Here is a 25,075-nt window from a genome sequence, read left to right as displayed (position 1 = left end):
GGACCTTCGGTCCCCACCGAGCGGACGTCCGGCCACTGGTCGTATCCCCTCCCCCGCGCTTGGCTGGAAAGTCGTGCCATCTACTTGGAGGGGACCGCCCGAGATGAACCCGCGGCCCGCAGAACCTGCTCCTCCCACCCTCGCGCGGCCCGCTGCCGACGGATCCGGCCGCCTTCTGGTGGCCCTCGAAGGCGGCTCCCGGGAAACCGGGCTGATCCTCGACGCCGATGCTTGGGCACACGCCCTTCTCGGCACGGCCCCTTTCGAGCTGGTCGGACTCCCCCTTGCCGCGCTCGCCCCCGCCGGCCATGCGGGGGCGGTGTCCCGGCTCCTGCTCGACGTCGCCCACTCGCATCGGACGGACCCGCCGGTCGCGAGTACGGCCGGGACCGTTCCTCCGGTGACCCGGAGGCCGCTGCTGCTGCGGAGCGGGGACGAAGCCGTGCTGTGCCTGGTGTCCGCCTGGTCCGTCGACGGTCCCGAGGGCCGTCCGGCCGCCGTGGTCGAGCTGGAACGGTCCTCCCCCGCCGACTCCGGCAGCTGGGCGATGCTGCACGCGATGGCCGCGCTCCGGGGGGAGTCCGTCTGGGCCTACGACGAGGAGCAGGACCGGTTCTGGTGGGTCGAGAACTCGTTGAAGCACAACGGGCACGACGGCGCCGGGGAGCTTCCCCTGCAGAACGTGCTGGACCAGCTGCATCCCGACGACACGGCTCACGTCGAGGACGCCTTCTGGGCCCTGCGCCGGGGCGAGCGCGAGGTGGTGAACATCCGCTTCCGCCATCCCGACGGGGAAGGCGGCTACCGTGCGCTGCAGTCGGTCGCCCGCATCATGCGCATCGGCTTCGACGGGACGCGGCGGATCGTCGGGTCCACCGCGGACCGTACGGACGCCGACGAGCACGAACGGGCCGTGGCCCGCGAGCACACCCGGCAGAACCGGCTGGTCCGCGAACTCGCCGCGGCATTCGTCGCGGCCAAGACGGAGCAGGAGCTCACCGAGGCCATCCTGCACAAGGTGGCGCCCGCGTTCGCCGGAACGGGCACGCTGCTCGCCTTCGTCGAGAACGAGCGGCTCCGGGTCACCTTCGGCGAGGGCATCGACCCCGCCATGGCGCGTTCCCTGCACGGCATGAGCTTGGACTCGCCGAAACCCCTGGCCCATGCCATCCGTACCGGCCGCACCGAGGCCATCGGCTCCAGGGAGGCCTACCGCGCCGCCTGGCCGAAGGCGCACGGCCTGCTGGACGCGACGACCGCGCAGTCCTTCCTCATGGTGCCGTTCGCCGCCGAGCCCGGCAGACCTCTGGGCGGCTGGGTCATCACCTACGACGCCCCCCACCGCACCACGGAACAGGAGAGCACCCTCCTCGGGGTCATCGCCGAGCTCGCGGGCCAGGCCTGGGAGCGGATCCGTCTGAGCACGGCCCGCCTGGAGCTGGCCGGGGCGCTCCAACGGGACATGCTCCCCGCCGAGCTGCCCGCCATCAGGGGATTCGAGATCGCCGCGCGCTACCTGCCGGCCAACGAGGGCCTGGAGGTGGGTGGTGACTGGTACGACGTGATAGCCCTGCCGGACGGCGGGGTCGCCTGCATCATCGGCGACGTCCAGGGCCACAACATCCAGGCGGCCGCGCTGATGGGGCAGGTCCGTACCGCCATGCACGCCTACGCCTGGGAGGACCCCTCGCCCGACCGCGTTCTGGAGCGGACGAACGAACTCATGCTCCAGATGGGGGCGGCCGGCTTCGCGACCTGCCTCTACGCGCTCCTCGATCCGCTCGGCCGGGTGGTTTCGGCCCGGGCGGGCCACGTACTGCCCGTCCTGTGCACGGCCACCGGGACATCGGCGCCCGAGACGCCCGGCGGACTCCCGCTGGGCGTGCAGAACGGCACGGCGTACCCGCTGACACAGGGCCGCCTGGGGAAGGGCGAGACCCTCGCCCTGCTCACCGACGGGCTCGTGGAAGGGCCGCGCCTCAGCCTCGACGACGGCACGGCCCTGGTCTGCCGGACGCTGGAGGAGTCCCGGGGCGCACCGGTCGAGGAGATCGCGGACGCCTTGATGTCCTGTGCCGGAGCCACACGGCATGACGACGACCGTGCCGTTCTCGTCGTGCGCCGAGCGGTGGTCGCCTAGCGGTCGGCTCCGCGCAACCGATCGCCCTTCGGCCCGATGCCTCGGTTCCCGGCCGGAGTTCCCTCCGGGGCGAACGCATGGTGGAAGGTGAAGGCGTGCGGGACGGGGCCGTGCTCGCGGAGGTGGTCCAGCCTCGAAACCCCTTCCCGCCAGGTGGGTATCACGCCCTCGGCGACCCACCAGCACACGTAGTTCGGGTGCTCGGTCCTTTCGAACCAGTCGTGGCGCCTGTTCAGCGCCGCGCGGTGCAGGCCCGTGTAGACGGCATCGAAGGCGGGGCGCAGGTCGGTCCAGAGCGAGAGCGTCGTGGCAAGGGCGGTCGTTTCCACCGTCCGGCCCTTGCCGTACCAGGTCGGTACGGCGAACTCTCCCCATGCGCCCCAGTCCGCATCGAAGAGCACGCCCCGGTCACCGTCCTCCGGTTCGGCACGCGCGAGGTATCCGGGGCGCTCACCGATCTCCCGGTAGACGGCCTCACCGGTGGCGTACAACGCCTGGGTGAGGGGCGCGGGATCGGCCAGAGGCGCCTTCAGGACGCCGAAGGTGTACAGCGCAAGACGGGCCATGCGTCTCTCCCTGGTTCGGGGTGCCTGGCGGGGACGCGTGGGGCGGGACGCACGCATCCCGTCGCGGGTGGCTCAGGCTGGAGGAACTCCTTCGCGACCGTGGGTGATCGCCGAAGACCAGGTGAAGGTAACCGCCTCGGTGGCTCCTGTCGAAGTTGCGTTTTCCCTGCCCAAGTGGCCTCTCGCGCCTCGTTCGAACCGCCCCGGAACCGCGCACGTGCCGCCGCGTCAGGAGTCCGCGTCCGGCCCCAGGTGCAACTGGTCACCGGTGCGGGTGATGCCGAACCGGGCCAGGGCTTGGGTGGCCGGGCCCTGCAGGACGGCGCCCGTGGCGGCGTCGAAGGAGGAGTTGTGGCAGGGGCAGAGGAAGCGGCCGTCCTTGGGCGGGTTCACGGTGCAGCCCGCGTGGGTGCAGAGCCCGGACAGGGCGGTGTACTGCCCGGCCTTCGGCTGCTGGACATAGACCGGGTCGCCGCTCCCCGGGGCGGAGACCCGTAGCGCTCCGCCCACCGGAACCGAGGCGGCGGCGAACCCGGGGACCGAGGGCTTGGCGGAAGCCGAGGGCGCGGCGGCACCGGCCGGCCCAGGCCTGGTGCGCGGGCGGCTGCGGGCTGCCGCCGCTCCGGTCAGCAGGGTCGCTCCGGCGACGGCCAGGGTGGCGATGGCTCCGTCCAGCAGGACGTGACGGCGGAGGCGGAGGCGGGGGCCTGCGGTGGCGGCGGCCGGGCGGGGCCGGTGGGATGGTCGGGCCATCAGGGCGTCCAGAGAGAGATGGGGCGTCCCGACGATCATCAGCGGCAGCCAAGCCACCAGGTAGATCAGGCCGTTGCCCAGGTAGTACGGGTGGACGCCCCAGCTGACGCTCAGCCACAGGGTCAGGTTCAGGACCGCCCCGGCGAGTGCGGCCGTTCTTCCCCACAGGCCCAGCAGAGTGCCGAAGCCCACCGCGAGCTCACCGAAGGCCATGGCCAGTCCGCTCGGCACGGGCGCGGCGGCGGCCCGGTCCAGCAGGGCGCCGATCGGGCTGTGTGCCGCCAGCGCGTGGGCCTGTGCGGCCATGGACGCGGGGTCGGTGAGACCGCCCAGGTAGTGCGGATCGGCCAGCTTGTCCAGACCGGCGTACAGGAAGGTGGCACCCAGGAAGAGCCGTAGTGGCAGCAGCGCGTACCGGCCGAGGCCGTGACCGGCGTCGGCGGCGGGGTGGGCGTGGGAGTGGGCGTGGGGGTGGGGGTGGGGTCCGGCGGCTATGGGAGCGGTCGTGTCGGGCGCTTGGTCCATGGCGGGGGTCCGATCGGTGCGGCGGGGAGGGGGCGGAGGCGTGCGGCCGGGCGTTGCGTCAGTCCGCGGAGCTGCTGCCGGGGGCGGACCGTCGGCAGTTCGCGTTGGCCTGGCCGCTCAGCTTCGGGCAGAGACTGGTCCTGGCCGCCGACTTGCCCCCGTAGTTGACGTTCCAGTAACTGACCATTCCCGCGGCGCAGTCCTGCCGCTGCCAGGCCGACGGGGCCCGTTGGCACTGGTCGCCCACCCACACGGGGCGGTCGATGTTGTACTTCATCGTCCTCGATCCCATGCCCCGCGAGCAGGCCGAACGACCGTCGTTGGTCGACGCCTTGAGGCACCAGGCGAGTCCCTGGACGAACGCCTCGGGGTGCACGGTGTAGTCGTGGGTCTGCAAGTAGTAGATGGGCGCGTAGAAGTAGCAGGCGCTCTGGTAGTCCGCCGGCTGCTCGGCGCACGGGTACTGGGGCTCACCGGCGAGCTTGTCGTCCGGGAGCTTGGCCAGGGCGGTGGGGTCGCTCTCGTCCGGCTCGAACAACTGCATGAAGATGCCCTCGGAGCAGGCCGTCACCTGGTAGTCCTTGGGGAAGCGGTCACACATCTTCTCGGCGGCCGGGACGTCCAAGTGCGAGACGAACATCGCGCCGTGGCCTATGCCGTGGATGCAGGCCGGGGTCTGGGCGGGGCCGCACAGGGTGGTGACGGCAGCGGCCGGATTCGGCATCTCCCGCAGCTTCTCCTCCACGATCCCGTGCAGGTAGCCGGCGCCGCAGACGTCGTTGGGGAAGCTCATCGCCTTGGTGAAGTCCCCGTGGTATTTCACGAGCGCGGTGTGTCCCAGATCGTGGGCGATCGGGTGGCAGAAACCGTCCACATAGGGGGACTTGACGGTGATCCGTTCCAGATCGGCGAGTGCGACGCCGGGGTCCTTCGCGGTGGCCTCGGCGACCAGGTAGTTCCGCAGGGTGCCCGGCGTCCATACCGCCGGAACGGTGGGGGCGGCGGGAGACGGCGCGGTGGAGGGCTCGGTGGAGGGTACGGCGCCCGGCCCGGTCGGTGTCCCGACCGGCACCAGGGCCGCTGCCGCCGACGGCGCCGGACCGCCGCCGCCCGACCGGGGAGTGGTGGCCACGGCCCAGACTCCTGCCACGCACAGGTAGAAAGCCAAGAGCAGAGCGAGCGGTCGGTACATCGGCAGGCCCCCGGCATGCGGTATCCAGCTGTGGAAAGGGGAGACACGTCCCCGCCCTCGATCCGGGCAGAACCCGGACCGTTCATCATGCGTCGGCGCCGGCCGCACCGTCTTGGATAAAACGGAGTCCGGTGTGAGGGCCGCCGCCCGGCGGCCGGAAAGCGGCCGGGAAGCGGCCGCGGTGGAGGGACGGGAGCCGTCGATCTCCACCCGTCTCTCCACCCTTGGGTCCAGGCGTCGAGAGCCGCCGCGCAGCAGGCTTGAGGGCATGACAACGACCGAGTGGATCACCGACATCGCCCTCCTCCTGATCGTCTTCCGCCAGCTCCGGGAAGGCCGGCTCGACCTCAGGTCCTTCCTGATCCCGCTGGGGATCGTGACCTTCGTGGCCTACTCCTACCTGGACACCATCCCCACCGCCGGCAATGACCTGGTGCTGATCACGGTCCTGGTCGCCGTGGGCGCCGCGCTCGGCATCGCGGGTGGCGTCCACACCCGGGTCCGTACCGTCGGGGAGCACGTCCTGATCAAGGCCGGTGCGGTGGCGGCGGTCCTGTGGATCGTGGGCATGGGAGCGCGGATGGGCTTCCAGCTGTGGGTCGAACACGGCGGCGCCGCCGATGTCGCCCGGTTCAGCGCCGCGCACCAGATCACCAGCGACAAGGCCTGGGTCGCGGCGTTCGTCCTGATGGCCCTCACCGAAGTGGTCACACGGCTGGCGACGATCTTCATCAGGAGCCGCAGCCACACGGTGGCCCGCCCCGCGCCCGTGCTCGACCGTACGGTGTGACCGTGCAGTATGTTCGGCGCATGCCCCCGACGAAGACCCCTCCGCCTCCGGGAACGGCACCGTCCCCGGAGGCGCGGGCGCGTCCGGTTCCCGGGCAGGACCCCAGGGTCCAATGGGCCCTGACCCTGGCGGTCGTCGCCGTCGGAGCCGTGACGATCCGGCCCATGGGCGTCAGCGGCCAGGGGCTGGCCGTCGCCGTCCTCTTCGTGATCAACGCGGCCGCCTTGCTGGCCCGGGGGCTGCCCGAGAACGCGGCGACCCGCCGGTTCGCCCCCGTGTGGCTGACCGGCGGTGTCGTCGCCGCGGCCGCGCTGATCGGCGTCAGCAGCAGCGGCACGGGATACCTCTTCGCGTTCTTCCTGACCGGTCACATCGGGCACCGGCTGGAGACCAAGTGGGCCTTGGCGCTCGCGGGGTTCTGCAGCGCGCTCTGCGCCGGCGTCATCTACTTCGATCTCGGTCCGGGGCACCAGCAGTTGCCGTGGGTGCTCGGCCTGGCCACCGGCGCCCCGGTCCTGGTCGGCATCCTCAACCGCAGCCAGCGCCAGGCGGTACGGGCCGCGATCGCGGCGTCCGAGTCCGCCGAGCGCGCCGCCCGGGCCGAGGCGCGCACGGCCGTGCTGAGCGAACGCGGCCGGATCGCCCGGGACGTGCACGACGTACTGGCGCACTCGCTGGCCGGGATCAACATGCAGCTGGAACTGACCGACGCGTTGATCGACACCGGTGACCTGGAGAAGGTCCGGGAAGCCAATTCCAAGGCCCACGCCCTGGTCAAAGAGAGCCTGAAGCAAGCGCAGTGGACCGTACACGCCCTGCGTGAGGACGCGTTGCCGCTCGTGGAGAGCTTGACCGCGATGGTCGAATCCGCGGGCCGCCACGCCGGGCTCACCGTGACCGGTACGGCTCGCGAGCTCCCCGCCCGAGTGACCCAGAACCTCCTGCGGATCGCCCAGGAGGCGCTGACCAACGCCGCACGGCATGCGCCGGGCGGCGCCGTCGGTGTGGACCTGGGGTTCGCTGCCGCATCGACGACCCTGAGGATCCACAACGGCCCCGGCACCCGCCCGGGGAACGCGGGGCCCGGGAGCGGGATGGGCCTCATCGGAATGCGTGAGCGCGTCGCCCTACTGAATGGAACCGTCACCGCCGGCCCGGTCACCGAAGGGCCGGACCGGGGCGGATGGCACGTGGAGGCAGTGATCCCGGGATGAGCGAACCGACCGAGGAACGTCGCAGGTTGAGGGTGATCGTCGCCGACGACCAGGCCGCCGTCCGGGAGCCGCTCGCCGCGGTACTGGGCCTGGCCGAGGACATCGACGTCGTGGCGGCCGCCGCTGACGGGACGGAGGTGCTGGCGGCCGTGGCCGCCGGGCCGGTGGACGTCGTACTGATGGACCTGAGGATGCCCGTCATGGACGGGATCGAGACGACCCGCCGGCTGTCCGAGCAGTACCCGCAGGTGGCGGTCGTCGTGCTCACCACCTTCGCCGACGACGACTCGATCCTGGGCGCACTGGGCGCGGGGGCCCGCGGGTACCTGACTAAGAACGCGGGACGCAAGGACATCACCCGCGCCATCCGGGCCGCCGCCGCGGGTCAGTCCGTACTCGACCGCGAGGTACAGGACCGGCTGCTCGCCACCGTCAGGAACACGACCACGGGCACGGGCACGACGACGGCCGCGGCTGCGAAGGGCACGAACGGCCCCGTGCCCGGATCCGCCCTGCCCGAGGACCTCACGCGCCGCGAACGCGAGGTCCTCGCGCTGATCGGCCAGGGCCTGCCCAACCGTGGAATCGCCGAGAAGCTCTTCATCAGCGAGGCCACCGTGAAGACCCACATCAACAACCTGTTCGCCAAGGCCGCCATCCCGGACCGGGCGGCGGCCGTCCGGCGGGCCATCGAAGCGGGCCTCGTCTGACCCGGGGCCGGCGGCTCAGCCGGTTTCCAGGGCCTTCTTGAGGTTGCGCAGGGTCGTGGCGATGTTGCGGCGCTGGAAGTCGGCGAAGACGCTTCCGCGCGTCGCGACCCGGTCGAAGGCGTTCGCCACGAAGTCCGGCCAGGACCGGCGGTCGTCGGTCCACGTCTCGGTGACCAGGGTCCCTTCCGGTACGGCCTCGAAGCGGTACTCCCAGGTGGCGATGGCACCCGGCAGCCGCGGCCGCGTGACACCGATGGCATGCACCCGGAACCGGAACAGCCTGTCCTGCTCGAGCGCCGTCACGGTGCACCGGGTGGTCCAGCGGAAGGCGCCGCGTTTGTTGCGGCCGTCGAAGACCATCCCGACGGCGGATTCGCGGCTGCCGCCGCGCACGGTGGCACCGAGGTTCTCCGGGCTCCACTCCCCCATCCGTGCGGGATCGGACACGCGCCGGTAGACCTCGGCGGGACGGGCACGGACGACGATGCTGTCGGACACCGTCAGCGTACGAGGCATGGTTCCCCCTTCACAGGACCGGATGCTACCGCTCCGGCTCACCTGAGACTACCCCGCGGTAACTTTGTGGTCGGTCCGCCCGGAGAGGGTCAGTTCGCGAGGTCTCCCAGGAGCGCCCAGGTGCGCAGCCGGTCGGCGTCGCCGGCGAGGTCGGTTCCCGAGAACACCACTTCCGTCGCTCCGGCGTCCCGGTAGCGCCGAATCTCGGCGGCCACCGTCTTCTCGTCACCGATGACGGCCACATCGGATGCCCGTCGACCGCCGGAGAGTTCCACGATCCTGGCGTAGGAGGGGATCTGTTCGTAGAAGGCGAGCTGCTCGGTCGCCTTCTCGCGCACGGACTCCACGTCGTCGGTGACCACGCCGTGGACGAGTGCCACGATGCGGGGTGCGGGCCGTCCCGCGGCCTCGGCCGCCGCGGTGACGGCCGGGACGATGTGCTCCGCCAGGGCGCGCGGCCCGGCGAGGTAGGGCAGTACGCCGTCGGCCAGCTCTCCGGTGACGCGGAGGGCTTGGGGGCCCATCGCGGCAACGAGGAGCGGCACCGGGGGCTCTGCTCCCGGTACGCGGCCCGGAATCGGCGTGGTGGCGGTGAGCAGCTCGCCGTGGAAGTCCGCGGTGCCGGTCTCGGTGAGTTGGCGCAGGGCCGCGAGGAATTCCCGCAGGCGGGCGATGGGACGTTCGAAGGGGATGCCGAAGCCGGCTTCCGTCAGCAGCTTCGTACCGAGGGCGAGTCCCAGGTGGTAGCGGCCGTGCGTGGCCGCCTGGGCCGTCTGGGCCTGGCTGGAGACGATCAGCGGGTGGCGGCCGAAGACGGGGATGGCGGACGTGCCGACCTGCAGGCCCGGTACCTCCCGCCCGACGATGGCGGCGAGCTGCGGGGAGTCGGCCCCGAAGGTCTGCCCGAACCAGGCCGAGCGCAGGCCCGCCCGCGCCGCCTGTTCGGCGAGCCGCACCGTGGCGTCGATCTGGTTCCCGGGGCCGGTCGCATGAAGAGTTACTCCGACAGTCATGCAAGCGTCAACCGCCTTCGGACGGCTGCCGATTCCGGTCCTGTGTGACGGTCTCTTGTCGGCTGTGTGTACAGGCACCGGATGGTCGCCCCCGAGGGCGATGGACCCTCCGGCTCCTGAGGGCTCCGCCGAGCCGCGCGGTGCCTCTCCCCGGCGGCGCGCGACGGCGAAGTGAGCTCGGGATCGCGGTCCGGGTCCGTCATGATCGTGCCATGGGTGACCGGGGAGGTTTCAGCGGGTCCACGTGGCACGGCGGCTTCTACGAGCTGGCGATCGAGGTGGGGCCCCGCGACGACGCGAGGCTGCAGCGGGCCCTGACGGCGGTGTGGTCCGCTGCCGGCGTCCAGGGCTGTTACGGCGACATGCGGCGCGCGCCCGAGGAGCAGGGTCCCGTGGCGTGCACGGTCGAATCACTGACGGAGTTCGGGCACGTACTGGGGCGGGTCCGGGTCCCGACCGGGCACATCGTGGCCTGCGGTTGCATGGCCGTGCGGGAGGAAGGCGACGATCCCGTCGACTGGCTGGACTTCTACCTGCCCATCGGAGCCCTGGAGGAAGCCGGCCTCGACATCGAGCGTCCGCAGTCCTCCTGGTCCCCGGTCCTGGACGACTGGTTCGCCGGGATCGGCATCGAGGTCTTCCGCTCCGTGGACTTCCGCGCGGGGTTCATCGGATTCGAGACGTCCGGGTGCAGCGATGCCGCGACGCTGGCAGGCGAACTGCCCGAATCCCGCAGGATCGGCTACCTGCTCCCCTGCGCGGGGGAACTGCGCTACGGCCCCGCCAACGACGAGTCCTGAATCCCGGACGCGGACCCGGACGCGAACCGCGTCCGGGCGTCCGACGTTCGGCCAGGGCCTACGTCACCGACGACGAGCCGGGGCTCAGCGGCAGGGGCCTCGGCCGCAGTCCTCGACGGGGCCCGCGTCGGGGAGGCTCTCCAGGTACTCGCGCAGTTCCCTGCGCTCGTCACCGAAGAGGCTGGTGGAGTACGTGATCGTCAGCCGGGTCCGGCCCGGGGTTCCCGAGGGGCCGCTGCTGACGCTCGTCGCCCCGCTCAGGCCGTCTCCCCCCGTGACGGCGTTCGCGTCCCCGGCGAACTCGACGGAATAACCCGCCGGGCCCGCGAGGACGTTGCCGAACATCACGCACGCACCGGCCGTGATGAGGCCCGCGACCCCCACCGCGACGGCGGTACGGATGCGGGCGAGGACCGACTTGCGGCGGGGGTCCGCGGCCACGGCCAACAGGAGCATCACGTTGGAGGGGATGACGAAGAACATGCCCACGCAGGCCAGGAGCACCCCCAGGACGCACAGAGTCGTACCCACCACGAGGCACCGGTGACGGAATGTCCGCTGTTGCCGGGCGAAGAGCGGCCAGACCGTGGGGAGGAACGGAACAACGAGGAACGGGAGCGCTTCGCGCGCGCTCTTCAGGATCGCGATCCCGATGACGAACGCGAAGAAGACACCGAGGCCCGCTATGACCCGCTGGAGCCAGTGAACCTGCTCCAGCTCGTCAGATCCGGCCTGCCCGGGTGAGGCCGGCCCGGATTCCATTGCGGATGGCAACACTGAACCGGTCCCGGAAGCTCCCGGATCATCCACAGGCATACCGGATATGGCCACCCCGACCCACCTTTCCTCCACATTCACTTCGCATAAGTAAACACCATGAATGGAGTGGCACCGGAAAAGCCCCTGGGGCGGCCGGGCGGCCGCCCCAGGGGCTTTGCTTCGAGCGGGTGGGTCAGGCGGCGACCGTCGCCGTTGCGGGGGTCGTCGCGGTGCCGGTCAGGTGGCCGGTTCGGGTGGCCATCACCTTCACGGTGATGCGCTTGCCGCGCTGTGCGGTGGTCAGGGTGAAGGTGGACTTGGTCGCGCCGGTGATCAGCTTGCCGTCCGCGTACCACTTGTAGGTGTACGAGGTCGGCGTCGGAGTCCACGTCCCACGGCTCAGGGTCAGGACGCGCCCGACCTTGGCCGTTCCCGTGAGGGACGGTGCCTTCGTCGCCTTGGGTGCGACGCCCTTGACGAGCACGGCGGCGCTGGTGGCCTTCACCGTGGGGTGCCCGGCCTTGCGGGCCGTCACGACCACGGTGAGCTGCTTGCCCTGGAGCGCGGAGGGCAGGGTGTACGACGCGGACGTGGCCCCGGCGATCGCCTTCCCGTCCGCCTGCCACTGGTAGGTGTGGGAATCGGCGACCGGCGACCAAGAGCCGGTCGTGGCCGTGACCTTGCCACCGACGACCGCGGTACCGCCGACGGTGGGGGCGGCGGTGGAACGGATCGGGGCGACGGCGGTGACCGAGCCCATGCCGTACTGCATGCCGTGCGCGAACACGCTCACGGACAGCGGGCCGAGCGGGGCGTTCGTGAGGTCCAGGGAGACCGTCATACGACGCCGGTCGGGAGCCACCGAGGTCTTCGTCGAACGGGCCTTGAAGCTGCCGCTGGTCAACTCGACCACGCCGTCCTCGCGCAGGGCGCTGCCCGTGACGGTCATGGTGATCTTGCCCCGGCCGACCGTGGACGGGCCCACCGTGCCGACGGTCCGCTCGTCGGGGCCGCACAGGAAGGCGTCACACGTCACGTCGGCCCGTACCGCGGTGGTGGCCTGTGCGGGCTTCTCCGGAAGGCCGATCACGAACACGCTCGGCCGGGAGGTCTTCGGAGAGGCGTTCGGCAGGGAACAGGTGTAGGTCTGACCCTCGCTGGAATACCACCCCGAACAGCCGTTCGCCAGGCCGGCCTGGTCGTACAGCCAGGGTGTCGGCGACTGCTCGAAGGTCCCGGCGGGCGTGAACCGCAGGTCGAAGCGGTCACCCGTCGCCGTCGGGAGCACGGCGCAGATCGCCGTCTTCTGCTCGCTGAGGGTGGAGGTCAATGGCCCGAACCCGTAGCTGACGTTCGGGACCTTGACGCACTCCGGGGCGGGCCCGGCCGCCGTGCCGATGCGCAGGGCGTCCAGCCGGTAGGCGGGTGCCGCGGTCTTGCCCTCCGGCACCTGGATGAGGACCTGGTAGCGGGTGGAGCCGGTGGCGGCGCAGCCGGCGGCGAAGTAGCCGCAGACGCCTTCGCCGTTCGCCCGGTACGCCAGGAGCCGGGCGGAGCCCTGCGCGTCCCGGGCGTTCAGGTGCAGGGTGTCCCCGGCGGCGGCCGTGGTCACCTGGTGGCACAGGAAGGTGCCGGGCTTGGCCGGTACGCCTCCGGTGGACGGGCCGCCCACCGCTACGGCCGCGGTCGGGACGCAACCGCGCGCGGTCGAGGTGACGTCGAGGCGGGTCAGGGCGAACTCGGCGGGCACGTTCCGGCCCCGGACGAGGACGGTGTGCGCGGCCTTGGCCGTCAGGGCGCAGGTGGCGAAGGAGCCGTAGGCCGTGCTGACGGAGCAGACCGGCTTGCCCTTCTCGTCGAGGACGTTGACCGTCGCGTGCGCGTCGCCCGAGATCCGCTCGATCTGGAAGATCTCGTACGCGGAGTGGTCGCCGGCCGCGATGGACAGGCAGTCGGCGAAGACCTCCGTGCCGTTCTTCACGCTCATCCGGACCGGCTTGCCCGTGAAGTCGCCGGGCAGGAACGTACGACAGGCGCTCGGCGCGTCCGTGCGGTGGACGACGAGACGGTAGACGTCACCCTCGTCGGACGGGTCCGCCTTGGTGACCAGGGCGCGGTACGGGGCCGTGCCGCCCAGGACGCAGGTGCCGTCCGTCAGCTGGTCCGCGCAGAAGGCGGCCCCCTTGGCGTCCACGACGGTGATCGACGCGGCACCGTCGGACAGGACGGCGACGTGGGCGCCTTGGGGTACCGGCAGGTTCAGACAGTCGACCTCACCCGGGACGGCGAAGGTGCCCTTGTGGTCGCGCGCGAGCGTGATCACGTTCTCGCAGCCCGCCGTCGCGGTGCGGGACAGGACGCGCACGGCCTTGTCCGTGAGCAGGGTGTACGGGGTGCCGGCGACGAGCGAGCAGTCCTGGCCGTTCGCGCAGACGGTGGATCCGTCCGCCGCGTACACCGCGATGCCGGAGACGCTGCCCTCGGCATCGACGCCGTGGGCGTCGTAGCGGCCGGTCACGGTCGGGGTGAACGTCCTGCACCCGGTCTGCGGGGCGGCCGGGGCGGGAGCGGAACCGTATCCGGTCACGGCGACGGGCACACAGCCCGCGGGGTTCGACAGACGCCGGACCTTCAGGCCGTACGCGGCCGGGAAGCCCCCGGTGGGGTTGCGGACCTCGGCGAGGACGCGGTAGCCGCCCTCCCCTGCGGGCAGGACACAGTCGGAACCGTCACAGAGGCGCTTGCCGGTGCCGTCGGTGATCCAGTGCCAGAAGTCTCCGTACTCGGTCAGCTGGAAGTCGGCGGTGATCCGGTCGCCGGGAGCGGCGGTGAACGCGTGGCAGACGATGCCCAGGCGGTCCACGGCGAGCCCCGTGGTCGGGGCGGAGTCGTAGCCGGTGCCGGTGACGGCCGGGCACACGGGGGCGGCCATCAGCGGGACGAGGGAGACCCGGTTCTGGATGGGCTCCCAGAAGCTGTTGTAGACCGAGAGCGTGTACGTTCCGGCCGCGAGCTCGCACCAGGAGCCGTCCCCGCACTCGACCCGGCTCCCATCGAAGGTGAGGGAAGCGTAGGCGTACTGGTCCGAGGCGAGGAGCCGGTGCAGACCCGGCTTCGTCACGACGACCTCGAAGCAGGCCGTGCCCTGGGGCTCGATGGTGGCGCTGCCGACCGCGCCGCCCGGGTCGCCGAGGGGCGCCAGCGCGAGCGGCGCGCAGGGCTCGGCTGCCGAACCCGCCGGGGCCGGCGCCTTCTTCGCCGCCTTGTTCGCGGGAACGGGGCTCGCCGCGGGCCGGGCCGGTTCGGGCTTCGGCACGGGTGCGGGCACCGACACGGGTGCGGGTGCGGCCACGGGCGCGGGTGCCGTGATCGTGGATGCGGTGACCGGCGGCGTCGCGGCGAACGCGTTCCCGGCCGGTAGGGCGGGCACCAACAGGGCCGCCAGTAGAGCGGGGACCAGCATCCTTCTCGCGGATCTGGACCCGGCGCGCGAACGCGCGGAGTTGAGCATGTCGTTCCCCCCGGAGCGATGTTCCCGATGTGGATCTCCACACGGCCGTCACACCTTACGGTCGCCGGCCGCCAACGTTCTCATCGCGCCAGGTGCCAATCTGGCCAAAGGACTTCCGGTGCGGTGCGACATGTGAAATTTTACATGTCACACATCAAACGCCCGTGTTTCTCACACGGGCCACAACGGCCCCGGAGGCCCCCGCAGATGCATCCCTTCCGGATATCGAAGGCCAATACGCGCAGACTTCCCGCGCTGGGCGCAGCCGCCTTCCTTGCGCTCGGCCTGCTCGCGCCGCAGAGCCAGGCCGCCTCCGCCGGCGCCACGACCCCGGCCGCCGCGCACGCACGCAAATCCGTTGCCCAGGCGCCCCGGTCGATCCCGGTCCCCAAGTCGCCCGACGCGATGAGCAACGGCTCCCGGTTCCGGATCTCCTCACAGGACAGCACCGAGGAGTCCGCCACCCCCGCCCCGACCGTGAAGCCCGTACAGCCGGCCAAGTCCGGCAAGGACGGCGCGCGGTCCTCGGCCGCGGCCGGCGACGAGTGCGGCGACCTCTCCGGCGTGATCAACGCGACCGGCGGCGCCCTGGTCCAGCAGCTCAAGGCGCTCCCCCGGATCTCCTGTACGTACCCGCTGTTCAGCCTCACCGGGGAGAACGCCCGCAAGGCCTTCAACGAAGCCCAGATGGTGACCGTCGCCAACGCGCTGCGCGACGCCTCCGCCACCTATGCGGGCAGCAACAGCGCCGCCGTCGGGCAGCTGGTGCTGTTCCTGCGGGCCGGCTACTACGTGCAGGACAACAACGGGGCCGTCGTCGGCCCCTACGGCACGGCGCTCGACGGTGCCGCGCGCGGCGCGCTGGACGCCTTCTTCGCCTCCCCGCGCAGCAAGGACGTCACGGACGCCAACGGTGAGATCCTCAACGAGGTCGTCACCCTGATCGACAGCACCCACGCGGCCGGCCGCTACGCCGGTGTCGTCAAGTGGATGCTCGGCAGCTACGACGGCACGTGGCCCGGCCAGATGAACCTGGCGATGCAGCACGTCGAGTGGGTCGTCGAGAACGGCTTCAAGGCGAAGAACGACGACCGCGGCTGGCGGGCCGCCCTCAAGACCGACCCCGCCATCCTGAACACCTGGGCCGGATTCATCACGCGCAACAGCGCGCAGCTCAACCGCCTGGACGTGGTCAGCAACGTCGGTCGCTTCCTCGGCTACGCCCTGGACGTCCCCGAGCTCAAGGAGCGGGTCCGTCCGCTGCTGAAGGACCTGATCAACCGCTACCCGAACGTCGGCCCCACCGCGCCGATCACCATGAACCTGGGCTGGTACACGCGCCAGTACGACAGGAACAACTGCGCGACCTACGCCATCTGCGACCTGGGCGCCCGCGTGCTCCCGGCCATCCTGCCGATCCAGCACACGTGCACCCCGGGCCTGAAGATCCGCGCCCAGGACATGTCCCCCGGGCAGCTGGAGGGCACCTGCACCAGCCTGGTCAACCAGGACGCCTACTTCCACCGGGTCATCGGCGACAAGGGCGCGATCCCCGGCGACGTGAACACCAGCCTCGAGGTCGTCGTCTTCGACGACTACACCAACTACTCGCTGTACGCCTGGGCCATCTACGACATCGACGTCGACAACGGAGGCATGTACGAGGAAGGCAACCCGGCCGTCGCCGGCAACCAGGCCCGCTTCATCGCCCACGAGGCGCACTGGCTGCGCCCGGAGTTCCAGGTCTGGAACCTCAATCACGAGTACACCCACTACCTCGACGGCCGCTACAACATGGCCGGCGACTTCGAGGCCAGCCTGACCACGCCGACCATCTGGTGGGTCGAGGGCATCGCCGAGAACATCTCGTTCGGCTACCGGGGCGAGCGCAACGCCGACGCGATCGCCGAGGCCGGCAAGCGGACCTACAAGCTCAGCGAGCTCTTCGACACCGTCTACGGCCAGGACGCGGACCCCGAGGTCAACTCGAACCGGGTCTACCGCTGGGGCTGGCTCGCGGTCCGCTACATGCTCCAGGCCCACCCCGCCGACGTGCAGACCGTGCTGGGCAAGTACCGCTCCGGTGACTGGAACGGTGCCCGCGCCGTCCTGAAGCAGACCATCGGCACCAGCTACGACGCCGACTTCGCCACCTGGCTGACGACCGCCTGCGCGACAAGTGACTGCGGTCCCCTGCCGGATGCGCCGTCCACCCCGCTGTGCACCAGCGGCGACCCCCGCCAGTTCGACGGGAACTGCCGCCGGGACAACCTCGCGGCCTCCGCCGGCAACTACAGCTACCACTTCGTGTACCTGCCGGCCGGCGTCAAGCAGCTGACCATCACCAGCGGCGGCGGCTCCGGCAATGCCGACCTGTACTACGGCGGCGGCAGCTGGGCCACCACGAGCAGCTACCGGGCGAAGTCCACCAACGCCGGCAACGCCGAGACCCTGACGGTGGACAACCCGCCTTCCGGGTGGGTGTACTTCAGCCTCGCCGCCGCGCAGGACTTCAGCGGGGTGAGCGTCTCCACGCAGTCCAAGTAGGCCGGTTCACCACCGGATCCCGTACGTGACGGCCGTCCTTGCCCTCCGGATCGCGGACGGCGAGGACGGCCCGGCGGGTGCCTTACGGGCGCCAGTCGGCCTCCAGGTCATGGGAGGCGGTCTTGGTCAGCCGGGTGAGTGCGGTGCCGTCCGGCTTCACCAGGTAGAGGTGTTCGGGGTCCGCGTCGTCCCCTCCGCCCCTGGTGAAGACCAGACGGCTGCCGTCCGGAGACCAGGACGGGTTCTTGTCGTTGAAACGGGCCGCGGTGATGCGGTGGACTCCGGTGCCGTCGGGGCGGACGAGGTAGAGGTGCGCGAAGCCGGAGGAGTCCACACGGCTGAAGGCGATCCGGCCGGCCGCCGACCAGTCGGGCGTCCAGTCGTGGGAGCTCGCACCGGTGACCGCGGTCTCGGTCAGGGTGGACAGCCGGATCCGCATCACCCTGCTGTGTCCGCTCGCGTCCGCGCGGTTGAACGCCAGGTACTTCCCGTCCGGGGACCACGTCGGGTGGAGGTCGTCCGCCGCGGTGTGCGTGAGCCGGGTGGCGGACGTGCCCGCGAGCGCCGCCACGTAGATCTCGCGCTGGGAGCCGACCGGCTTGGCGTACGCGATCCGCTTGCCGTCCGGGGACCACGCCGGATCGGAGGCGCCCTTGGTGCCGGGGACGGCCTTCAGGTCGCCGCCCGCGGCCGTCATCGTCCATATGCCGTCGACGGCTCCACCTGCTCCGTAGCGGACGAAGGCCACGCGCTTGCCGTCCGGGGACCAACTCGGCATCACGTCACTGACGGTCGGGGTGGGGGTGAGCTTGACGGAAGTGCCGCCGCCCGGGGAGATCGCGTACAGGTCTTCGGTGGGCGCGGTCGCCGTGTAGCGGGCGAAGACGATCGAGCGGTCGCCCGCCGCCCCCGCGTCTCCGGCCGCCCCGAGGGTCAGCGGTACCGTCATGACGGCCACCGCGGCGGTCACCGCGGCCCAGCGGCGCCGCGCCGGGCCGGGCACGCCGGCCTTCCGCGCCGTTCCGGCGGTTCTGCCGTCGCCCGTGTGGCGTTGCCGGCGTATCGAGGTGTCCACTTCGCTCCCTCTCCGAGGCCCTGCTGCGACCGCGGGCCGCTCCAGCCCGTAAACATCCCACCGCCGGGGCCAGGGGGGAAGCGACCGGGCACCCGGCGGCGGGACGGCGGCGGCCGGGCTCCGGTCCGGCCGAAGCCCCGGGCCTGCGGCCCGGGGCTTCGGCGTCGTGCGCGCGGGAGGTCTCAGCAAGTGAGGGTGATCTCGTGAACCACGGGGCTGGCCGCGCGGGGGTACGAGGCCACGCCGAAGGTGCCACGGACGGTCGAGCCGCACGGAGCGGTGCCGGCGGGAGCCCGTACCTCGATGGTGGCGGCGGTGAAGAGGACCGGCTTGATCTGGGTCTGCGGTGCGGCGGACCCGACGACCTCCACGGTCAGGGTGGTGAGCAACTCCTTGGTCACGGGCAGCGGGCTGCCCGGGGAGGGCGGGCCGGCCAGTCCCACCTTCCCGTAGAACGTGACGGACGTACCGGTGACCTCCGCGCACACCCGTGTGGCCAGACCCGCCTGGAGGCCGGAGCTCCCGCAGGAGGTGACCGTCTCGATCGTGTCGGCCGACGGGGCCGCGACGGCCGGGGTGATCGCGCAGACGACCAGACCCAGGGCACTGGCTGCGAGCAGGGCTAAGCGGTTCATCGTGGTTCGTTCTCCTTGTGATGGAGCACCCGTCCGGGGATTCCCGGTCGACGCTTATGCTATGTGATATTTCACATGTCATTGGAACGGAAGATGTTCGTTATGTGAACTCCGCCGGGCGGCCTCACGAAGCGACGAGGCCAGAGGAACAACTCGCCCCCGGGCGAAAACCCGTTGGCGGACGGGGGCGGCCGCTGTTACGGTCCCGGAGGCCGTGTGAAAGATCGAGGAGGTGGTACCCGTGAACGCAGTATCGACATGGGTGCTCCCCTCCGGGGTCACGGTCGGACGGTAGACAGGTCGTCCGGGAGCGCCGTTCCAGTGCACTCCCGAAAGGCACGACCATGCATTTCACTTCCACGCGGCGCCTCGACGGCGGCGTCCTCGAACGCGAGTTCACCCTCGGGGAGATCCCCGGCATCCTGTGGACACCCGCACCGGCAGCCGCGTCCCCCTCCACCCCGGCGCCGCTGATCCTGCTCGGCCACCCTCCCCTCGGGCTGCGCAGGATGTACCCCCGACTGGTGGACCGGGCCCGGCGTTCCGCGGCGGACGGCTTCGCCACCGCCACCATCGAGCTTCCCGGAAGCGGTGACCGGCCCCGCCGGCCCGCCATCGAGCAGGCCCGCGCCGACCTGCGCCGGGCGATGGAAGCGGGCGAGCCGGTCGGCGACGAGATCGTCGACGCCCTCGTCCTCCCCCTGGTCGACGAGGCGGTCCCGGAATGGCGGGCCGCCCTGGACGCCCTCCTGTCGCTGCCCGAGATCGGTGGCCCCGTCGGGTACTCGGGAGGAGTGGTCTCCATCGGCATCCGGTTGGCGGTGGTCGAGCCGCGCATCGTGGCCGCCGGTCTCTTCGCCGGAAGTCTGGTGCCTCGCGCCATGTTCGAGGAGGCCCGGCGGGTCACCGTTCCGCTGCACGTCCTGCTGCAGTGGGACGACGAGGGGAACGACCGGCAGGCGGCCCTGGACCTCTTCGACGCCTTCGGCTCCGAGGAGAAGTCCTTGCACGCCAACATGGGTGGACACACCGGCGTCCCGCAGTTCGAGGGCGACGCCGTGGCCCGGTTCTTCACCCGGCACCTGAAGTGAGGACCGGCCGTCGGAGCGGCGGCGAACGGTAGCCGCCGGCCCTCCGCGGCCCCCTCCACCGCGGACATGCCCCTGCCGAACTCCCGGCAGGGGCATGTCCGCGGTTCCCGAACCGCGCGCGTGGTCGGTCGCGCCGGCCCTACGCGACTGCGCCGTCCGGCTCCGTGGTCATGCGGGCCACGTGGAGCGCCAGATAGGAGACCTCGTCCTCGCTCAGGTGCTGCCCCAGACGCAGCTCGACGATCGTCGCCAGCTGCTGCGCGGTACGCGTCGCCTCCGGGTAGTGCCGGCGGATGCCGTCGCCGATCGTGGACTCGTGGCCCTTCAGCTGCCGGTGCTGCTGGATCCGTACGAAGAGGTAGCGCACGTGGGTGATGAACCGTGCCGCGCTCATGGACTCCTGGGAGACGGACAGCCCGTACCGCTCCCTCACGACGGCCAGCATCTGCTGGATGACCCCGGTCATCGTGTACGTGAAGGACAGGTCACCCGTGGCGAAACCGGCGTTGACCAGGTGCAACGCGAGCGCGATCGCCTCCGAGTCCTCCAGCCGCGGGTCGACGCGCTCGTTGATGGCATCGAGCAGGCGCTGCGCCTGGGCGTACTCGGCTGCGTACAGGGCCTGGACCTCCGCGCGCAGCGGGTACTCGATGACGATGCCCCGGGCGGCCCGGTCGAGAGCGCCGACGACGTGGTCGGCCACGGCGATGGCGAGGGTCGGCCGGGTGGACTCGCGCCCCTCGATGCCGGCTTCGTCGAGGGCGATCACGACGGCCCGCAGGATCTCCTCGTCGATGAGGGCGAGGACCTCGCTGAGGTGGTCGGGGTCACGGCCGTCCGCCGGGACGAAGACGCGCACGATCAGCGCGGGATCGACGGGCTTGCCCTGACGGGAGCTGAACCCGATGCCGCGCCCGGTGAGGATGACCTCCTGGCCCTTGTCGTCGCGCGCGAGGACCACGTTGTTATTGAGGACACGCAGCGCCTTCAACGCCTGCTCTCCTTCTCGTTCGCGGTCCGGTACTACCCAATGATCCCGCATTGTTCCCCACCCCTACGCCACCTGCCCTCTCCCCGGACCGGTACGCCGCGGGCACGTGCCCCACGAGGAGTCACGTGCCCGCGGCGGACCGGTGGCCGGCCCCTCAGCGCCTTACGGTCACCACGGGCGCGCCGGCGGCGACGGTCTGCCCGGTGTGCGGCTCGACCGAGGTGAGGTCGGCGGTGTTCGTGACGGTCATGAGGGTGACCGTCGGGTGCTCGGCCGCGCGCACGGCGTCGAGGTCGACCTCGACGAGGAGGTCGCCGACGGAGACCTGCCGGCCGGCCTCGGTGCGGACGTCGAAGCCCTCGCCCTTCATCTGCACCGTGTCGATGCCGATGTGGATGAGCACCTCGACGCCGTCCGCGGTACGGATGCCGAAGGCGTGACCGGTGGCGGCGACGATGATCAGCTCTCCGTCGACCGGGGCGACGACGCGGCCGTCCGCCGGCTCGATGCCCACGCCCTCGCCGAGCGCGCGGGAGGCGAAGACGGGGTCGCCGACTTCGTCGAGGCCGACGACGCGGCCCGCGACCGGTGCGGCCAGTTCGGTTGCCTTGCTGGGGGTGGGAGTGGCGGTGGCGGTGCCGCCCGTGGACGCGGAGGCGGCGACGGTGGAAGCACCGGTGGTGGCCGCGGTCGCACCGACGGTGACGAGCTCGCGGTCATCGGCCGCCGTAGCCTCGCCGCGGGCGGCCGCCTCGGCGGCGTCGCGCTCGGCGTTGGCCTGCACGCGGTCCTCCGGGGTGCGGAAGTCGGAGAAGTACACGAGCGCCATCGAGACGAAGAAGGACGCCGTGATCGCGATGCCGTAGGTACCCATCGGGGAGAAGACCGGGATGGTCAGCAGGGAGGTGAAGGCGAAGGCCTTGGTGTCCACGCCGCCCAGGACGCCCACGATCACGCCGCCGACGAGGCAGCCCACGAGCATGCGCGGGTAGATCCGCTTGAAGCGCAGGTGGATGCCGTACAGCGAGGGCTCGGAGATGCCGCCGAGCAGGCCCGCGGCCAGGGCGCCGACGGAGGTCTGGCGCATCTCCTTCTCCCGGTGGCGGATCGAGAGCAGCAGCACACCGGCGGTCGCGCCGAAGCAGGCGAAGTTCCAGGCGCCCATGGGGCCCTGGATGAAGTCGTAGCCGAGGGTGTTGATGTTCACGAGCATGAGCGCGTTCAGCGGCCAGTGCAGACCCAGCGGCACCAGGAAGGGGTACAGCAGCGGAATCATGATCGCGAAGACGATCGGAGCGTTGCCGTTCAGCCACGACAGGCCCGAACCGAGGCCGTTGCCGGCCCAGACGCCCATCGGACCGATGAGGAAGGCGGTGATCGGGATCATGATCAGCATGCTGAAGAACGGCACGAAGACCAGGTGCACGGACTCCGGGAAGATGCGCTGCAGTCCCTTGTAGACCAAGGCGAGCACGGCCACCATCAGCAGCGGCACGAAGACCTGGCCGCCGTAGTCGTTCAGCTGCATCGGCAGCCCGAACACGTGGGCCACGCACTCCTGGGTCCCCAGGGTCCCGTTGGTCGTGCAGGTGATCCCGGGAATCCCGGACTTCGGGTTGAGCATGCCCGTGAAGTTCGGGGTCATCACCGCGGCCATCACCGCGGCGCCCACCCAGGGGTCGACCTTCAGCTTCTTGGCGGCGTTGTACGCGACCATGATCGGCAGGAAGTACAGCACCGAGCGCCACATGGCGTCGACGAACACCCAGGTGGCGGACTTGTCCGCGGCACGGAAGTCGACGAAGCCCAGGGCGTCGAGGACCGAGGCGATCGCGATGATGAGCGAGGAGCCCAGCAGGACGCCCATGAGGGGGCGGAACGAGTCGGAGAGGTACTCGAAGAAGTTGTCGACCCAGGCGTAGCGTCCGCGGCTCTTGGCCCGCATCGCGGCCTTGACGTCGGCGTCGGACTTCGCGCCGGACGCGGCGCCGCCCGCCATGGACGGCAGGTTCATGATCTCGGAGTAGACGCGTGCGACGGCTCCGCCGATCACGATCTGCAGGCGGTCACCGGACTGGGGCACGGTGGCCATGACGCCGGCGAGGGCGTCGAGCCCGGCGGTGTCGGCCTTCGCCCCGTCGTGGAGCTGGAATCGGAGCCTCGTCGCGCAGTGCGTGAGGCTCTCGATGTTCTCGGCTCCGCCGACGCCGCGGAGAATCTGCTCCGCCAGCGTGCCGGGTCCGGCTACGGGTGTGTTCATGATGCTTCCTTGCATCCTGGGGCTCTTGCCAGCCTGCTTCGGTTCGCGATCTCTCACGCCCGGATCCGGGCAACAAAAAAGGCCCGGGTCGCGCACGCGGCGCCACCCAGGCCTTGCCTCCCCTCAAGCGGTACGTCGCCTTGGCGTCGCGTGGCGACGAAGGTGACGTCCTCGGGGAGTAACAATCCTGTGATCGAGATCGATCAGACAAAACCTTAACACCGGGAAGTGGCCGCGGAGAACGGCCCGGGGGCATGACGTGCCTTACGTCGTCTCCGGGCGGCGGGCCAGCACGTGGGCGTCGAGGAATCCGCGCTCGGAGGCCGGGTCGTGGACCAGCCGGGCGAACGGGACGAGGCCCGCCTCCGCCAGCGATGCGGCGAACCGGTCCACCGGCCAGCTGTAGGCGGGCGTCACCTTGTGGTCGAAGCGGACCGGCTCCGCTCCGTCGGTCCCGAAGAACGAGGCCAGGAGCAGGCCCCCGGGCACCAGGACGCGCGCCTGCTCGGCGAGCAGCGCGGGCAGCTCCCCGGGCGGGGTGTGGATCATCGAGTAGTGAGCCAGTACGCCGCCGAGCGCGGCGTCCTCGACGGGCAGGGCCTCCATGCGCGCCTCGTCGAACCGCAGCGTCGGGTGGGCCCGCCGGGCGTGGTCGACCATGGCCGCGGAGAGGTCGAGCCCGAAGGCGTCGAGCCCCAAGTCGTGCAGCATGGCCGTCAGGTGCCCGGGACCGCATCCGACGTCCGCCACTCGCGGGTTGCCCGTCCCGCGCGCCAGTTCGGCGAAGGTGTTGATCATGGCTCGCGAGAAGGGCTGCGTCTCCAGCCGGTCGGCGAACAGCGACGCGTACAGCTCGACGACCCCGTCGTAGGCCGCCCCGGTCTCGGCTTGATGATCCGTCATGGGGAGGAAGCTAACATCCGCTTCCGCGCGGACGGCCGGCGTGCCTACGCCGAGGGCGCGGGCTCCCACGAGCCCGGAAGACCGCGCCCCGGGGCGCTGGCCGTGGAGGCCGCGCGGTGTTCGGTGGGGGTGATTCCGTAGGCCTCGCGAAAGGCCCTGCTGAACGCGGTGGCGCTGGAGAATCCCCAGCGGGCCGCGATCGCCTGGACGGGCCGAGAGCGCGTCTCCCCTCGGGCGAGGTCGGCGTGGGCGCGCTCGAGCCGGCTTTCGCGGATCCGTGCCGCGACGCTCCGCGGCTGGTCGGCGAAGAGGGCGTGGAGGCCTCGCAGGGACATGCTGTGCCGGTCGGCGATCACCTGGGGGGTCAGGTCCGGGTCGCCGAGGTTGTTGTCGATGAAGCGGTGGATCCGCTGCAGGGTCTCCTGTGCGCGCGCCTCCGCGGGCGCCTCGCCGAGGTCGCCGAGGTGCCGCGCGAGGCAGGCGGTGGCCAGGTCGAGGGCGATGGCCCCCATCCCGCGCAGTTCCTCCGGGCCGCAGCGCGGGCCGTGCGTGAGCAGGGTCCGCAGGAAGTCGGCCAGGACGGCTCCCGACCCCCTGTCGGCGGCCAGGCTCCGCGCGAGGAGGCGGTCCACCCGGTCCGGGCGCAGCCCCACGGCGGGACGGGGCATCTGGAGCACGATGGCCTCGCCCTGCCCGCCCGCGCTGACCCCTTCGCTCGGCCGTGAGGTGTCCGTGAGGACGAGTCCCCCCGCGACCACCGACTCACTGCCCCGCTGGGAGATCCGGAAGGCGCCGTGGCTGATGAGGGCCAGCTGCAGGTGCTCGGGGTCGCCACGCCGGACGTGGGCCGGAGTGCGGCGGGAGAGGACCGGTGAGCACGCCACGGAGGACAACCGCACCACGCCGAGATCCAGGTCCGTGATCTTGGCGCGGAAGTCGGTCGTGTGCCGGGTACTGAGCATGACGGGCATCACATCGCTGGACACCGTCTCGCAGAACCAGTCGAACCTGTCCTCGCGCGCTACGTCGGCTCCCGGCGTCACCGACGAGACCATGCGATCACCCACACCCTTTGACCTGGCCG

20 protein-coding genes are annotated in these 25,075 nt (G+C 71.2%); 7 read left to right on the top strand and 13 right to left on the bottom strand.

Features of this window, described 5'->3' with window-relative positions; all coding sequences use genetic code 11:
* Positions 1-103: 103 nt before the first annotated feature.
* Positions 104-2,140: a SpoIIE family protein phosphatase gene (locus ACFYYB_RS34305; protein ID WP_389440717.1), complete on the top strand. Its 2,037-nt coding sequence runs from the start codon at positions 104-106 to the stop codon at positions 2,138-2,140.
* Here the strand turns inward: ACFYYB_RS34305 and ACFYYB_RS34300 are convergent.
* The 3 genes from ACFYYB_RS34300 to ACFYYB_RS34290 form a co-directional block, all read right to left on the bottom strand.
* Entirely contained in the window at positions 2,137-2,706 is a 570-nt protein-coding gene (locus ACFYYB_RS34300) for a DUF3291 domain-containing protein (protein WP_389440714.1), read from the bottom strand. The genes ACFYYB_RS34305 and ACFYYB_RS34300 overlap by 4 nt on opposite strands.
* 228 nt (positions 2,707-2,934) lie before the next feature.
* On the bottom strand, positions 2,935-3,984 hold the full coding sequence (locus ACFYYB_RS34295; protein ID WP_389440711.1) for a Rieske 2Fe-2S domain-containing protein: 1,050 nt from the start codon (positions 3,982-3,984) through the stop codon (positions 2,935-2,937).
* A gap of 58 nt (positions 3,985-4,042) precedes the next feature.
* Complete coding sequence (locus ACFYYB_RS34290) at positions 4,043-5,116, bottom strand: hypothetical protein (protein WP_389440708.1); 1,074 nt, start codon at positions 5,114-5,116, stop codon at positions 4,043-4,045.
* Positions 5,117-5,444: 328 nt separating this feature from the next.
* On the opposite strand from ACFYYB_RS34290, the gene ACFYYB_RS34285 reads away from it, so the two are divergent.
* Genes ACFYYB_RS34285 through ACFYYB_RS34275 form a run of 3 tightly spaced genes read left to right on the top strand, consistent with a single transcriptional unit; the run spans position 5,445 to position 7,890 of the window.
* Positions 5,445-5,966 (top strand): hypothetical protein, encoded by a 522-nt coding sequence (locus tag ACFYYB_RS34285; protein ID WP_389440705.1) that lies wholly within the window; start codon positions 5,445-5,447, stop codon positions 5,964-5,966.
* Between the two features lie 20 nt (positions 5,967-5,986).
* Complete coding sequence (locus ACFYYB_RS34280; RefSeq protein ID WP_389440702.1) at positions 5,987-7,180, top strand: sensor histidine kinase; 1,194 nt, start codon at positions 5,987-5,989, stop codon at positions 7,178-7,180.
* Positions 7,177-7,890, top strand: a complete 714-nt coding sequence (locus ACFYYB_RS34275; protein ID WP_389440699.1) for a response regulator — start codon at positions 7,177-7,179, stop codon at positions 7,888-7,890. Before ACFYYB_RS34280 ends, ACFYYB_RS34275 begins: the two co-directional genes overlap by 4 nt.
* Before the next feature lie 15 nt (positions 7,891-7,905).
* On the opposite strand, the gene ACFYYB_RS34270 is transcribed toward ACFYYB_RS34275, so the two are convergent.
* Both ACFYYB_RS34270 and ACFYYB_RS34265 read right to left on the bottom strand, forming a co-directional pair.
* A complete protein-coding gene (locus tag ACFYYB_RS34270; protein ID WP_389440696.1) occupies positions 7,906-8,406 on the bottom strand; it encodes an SRPBCC family protein in 501 nt (166 codons plus the stop codon).
* A gap of 89 nt (positions 8,407-8,495) precedes the next feature.
* Positions 8,496-9,419 (bottom strand): LLM class F420-dependent oxidoreductase, encoded by a 924-nt coding sequence (locus ACFYYB_RS34265; RefSeq protein WP_389440693.1) that lies wholly within the window; start codon positions 9,417-9,419, stop codon positions 8,496-8,498.
* A 212-nt stretch (positions 9,420-9,631) separates the two neighbouring features.
* On the opposite strand from ACFYYB_RS34265, the gene ACFYYB_RS34260 reads away from it, so the two are divergent.
* Positions 9,632-10,219, top strand: coding sequence for a hypothetical protein (locus ACFYYB_RS34260; RefSeq protein ID WP_389440690.1), 588 nt, complete (start codon positions 9,632-9,634; stop codon positions 10,217-10,219).
* Between the two features lie 84 nt (positions 10,220-10,303).
* Here ACFYYB_RS34260 and ACFYYB_RS34255 read toward each other — a convergent pair whose 3' ends face one another.
* Both ACFYYB_RS34255 and ACFYYB_RS34250 read right to left on the bottom strand, forming a co-directional pair.
* Positions 10,304-10,981, bottom strand: coding sequence for a hypothetical protein (locus ACFYYB_RS34255; RefSeq protein ID WP_389440687.1), 678 nt, complete (start codon positions 10,979-10,981; stop codon positions 10,304-10,306).
* A gap of 190 nt (positions 10,982-11,171) precedes the next feature.
* Positions 11,172-14,441, bottom strand: a complete 3,270-nt coding sequence (locus tag ACFYYB_RS34250; protein WP_389440683.1) for a hypothetical protein — start codon at positions 14,439-14,441, stop codon at positions 11,172-11,174.
* A 255-nt stretch (positions 14,442-14,696) separates the two neighbouring features.
* Here ACFYYB_RS34250 and ACFYYB_RS34245 point away from each other — a divergent pair, with 255 nt between their 5' ends.
* On the top strand, positions 14,697-17,036 hold the full coding sequence (locus ACFYYB_RS34245) for a collagenase (protein WP_389440680.1): 2,340 nt from the start codon (positions 14,697-14,699) through the stop codon (positions 17,034-17,036).
* A gap of 82 nt (positions 17,037-17,118) precedes the next feature.
* Here ACFYYB_RS34245 and ACFYYB_RS34240 read toward each other — a convergent pair whose 3' ends face one another.
* The gene (locus tag ACFYYB_RS34240; protein WP_389440677.1) at positions 17,119-18,111 is read right to left on the bottom strand and encodes a hypothetical protein; all 993 of its coding nucleotides are present in this window, start codon (positions 18,109-18,111) and stop codon (positions 17,119-17,121) included.
* A gap of 182 nt (positions 18,112-18,293) precedes the next feature.
* On the bottom strand, positions 18,294-18,746 hold the full coding sequence (locus tag ACFYYB_RS34235) for a hypothetical protein (RefSeq protein ID WP_389440674.1): 453 nt from the start codon (positions 18,744-18,746) through the stop codon (positions 18,294-18,296).
* Between the two features lie 344 nt (positions 18,747-19,090).
* Between ACFYYB_RS34235 and ACFYYB_RS34230 the strand changes: the two genes are divergently transcribed.
* Positions 19,091-19,837 (top strand): dienelactone hydrolase family protein, encoded by a 747-nt coding sequence (locus tag ACFYYB_RS34230; RefSeq protein WP_389440671.1) that lies wholly within the window; start codon positions 19,091-19,093, stop codon positions 19,835-19,837.
* Positions 19,838-19,976: 139 nt separating this feature from the next.
* Here ACFYYB_RS34230 and ACFYYB_RS34225 read toward each other — a convergent pair whose 3' ends face one another.
* The 4 genes from ACFYYB_RS34225 to ACFYYB_RS34210 all read right to left on the bottom strand — a co-directional run bounded on the left by ACFYYB_RS34225 (position 19,977) and on the right by ACFYYB_RS34210 (position 25,034).
* Entirely contained in the window at positions 19,977-20,828 is an 852-nt protein-coding gene (locus ACFYYB_RS34225; RefSeq protein ID WP_389440668.1) for a PRD domain-containing protein, read from the bottom strand.
* Between the two features lie 154 nt (positions 20,829-20,982).
* On the bottom strand, positions 20,983-23,088 hold the full coding sequence (locus tag ACFYYB_RS34220; protein ID WP_389440666.1) for a glucose PTS transporter subunit IIA: 2,106 nt from the start codon (positions 23,086-23,088) through the stop codon (positions 20,983-20,985).
* A gap of 264 nt (positions 23,089-23,352) precedes the next feature.
* Entirely contained in the window at positions 23,353-23,991 is a 639-nt protein-coding gene (locus ACFYYB_RS34215) for a class I SAM-dependent methyltransferase (RefSeq protein WP_389440663.1), read from the bottom strand.
* Between the two features lie 44 nt (positions 23,992-24,035).
* Complete coding sequence (locus tag ACFYYB_RS34210; protein WP_389440661.1) at positions 24,036-25,034, bottom strand: helix-turn-helix domain-containing protein; 999 nt, start codon at positions 25,032-25,034, stop codon at positions 24,036-24,038.
* Positions 25,035-25,075: the final 41 nt, after the last annotated feature.

It is taken from the genome of Streptomyces sp. NPDC002886, from assembly GCF_042888445.1.
Lineage (GTDB): Bacteria > Actinomycetota > Actinomycetes > Streptomycetales > Streptomycetaceae > Streptomyces.
The sequence above is the reverse complement of the archived record's forward strand: the minus strand, read 5'-3'. Positions and strand labels throughout refer to the sequence as shown.

Excerpts from the sequence above, each read along its gene's own strand:
- ACFYYB_RS34285 (WP_389440705.1), top strand. The coding sequence starts at position 5,445 with ATGACAACGACCGAGTGGATCACCGACATCGCCCTCCTCCTGATCGTC.
- ACFYYB_RS34255 (WP_389440687.1), bottom strand. The coding sequence starts at position 10,981 with ATGGAATCCGGGCCGGCCTCACCCGGGCAGGCCGGATCTGACGAGCTG.
- ACFYYB_RS34305 (WP_389440717.1), top strand. The coding sequence starts at position 104 with ATGAACCCGCGGCCCGCAGAACCTGCTCCTCCCACCCTCGCGCGGCCC.
- ACFYYB_RS34235 (WP_389440674.1), bottom strand. The coding sequence starts at position 18,746 with ATGAACCGCTTAGCCCTGCTCGCAGCCAGTGCCCTGGGTCTGGTCGTC.
- ACFYYB_RS34270 (WP_389440696.1), bottom strand. The coding sequence starts at position 8,406 with ATGCCTCGTACGCTGACGGTGTCCGACAGCATCGTCGTCCGTGCCCGT.
- ACFYYB_RS34265 (WP_389440693.1), bottom strand. The coding sequence starts at position 9,419 with ATGACTGTCGGAGTAACTCTTCATGCGACCGGCCCCGGGAACCAGATC.
- ACFYYB_RS34300 (WP_389440714.1), bottom strand. The coding sequence starts at position 2,706 with ATGGCCCGTCTTGCGCTGTACACCTTCGGCGTCCTGAAGGCGCCTCTG.
- ACFYYB_RS34245 (WP_389440680.1), top strand. The coding sequence starts at position 14,697 with ATGCATCCCTTCCGGATATCGAAGGCCAATACGCGCAGACTTCCCGCG.
- ACFYYB_RS34250 (WP_389440683.1), bottom strand. The coding sequence starts at position 14,441 with ATGCTGGTCCCCGCTCTACTGGCGGCCCTGTTGGTGCCCGCCCTACCG.
- ACFYYB_RS34280 (WP_389440702.1), top strand. The coding sequence starts at position 5,987 with ATGCCCCCGACGAAGACCCCTCCGCCTCCGGGAACGGCACCGTCCCCG.
- ACFYYB_RS34220 (WP_389440666.1), bottom strand. The coding sequence starts at position 23,088 with ATGAACACACCCGTAGCCGGACCCGGCACGCTGGCGGAGCAGATTCTC.
- ACFYYB_RS34230 (WP_389440671.1), top strand. The coding sequence starts at position 19,091 with ATGCATTTCACTTCCACGCGGCGCCTCGACGGCGGCGTCCTCGAACGC.
- ACFYYB_RS34215 (WP_389440663.1), bottom strand. The coding sequence starts at position 23,991 with ATGACGGATCATCAAGCCGAGACCGGGGCGGCCTACGACGGGGTCGTC.
- ACFYYB_RS34275 (WP_389440699.1), top strand. The coding sequence starts at position 7,177 with ATGAGCGAACCGACCGAGGAACGTCGCAGGTTGAGGGTGATCGTCGCC.
- ACFYYB_RS34260 (WP_389440690.1), top strand. The coding sequence starts at position 9,632 with ATGGGTGACCGGGGAGGTTTCAGCGGGTCCACGTGGCACGGCGGCTTC.
- ACFYYB_RS34295 (WP_389440711.1), bottom strand. The coding sequence starts at position 3,984 with ATGGACCAAGCGCCCGACACGACCGCTCCCATAGCCGCCGGACCCCAC.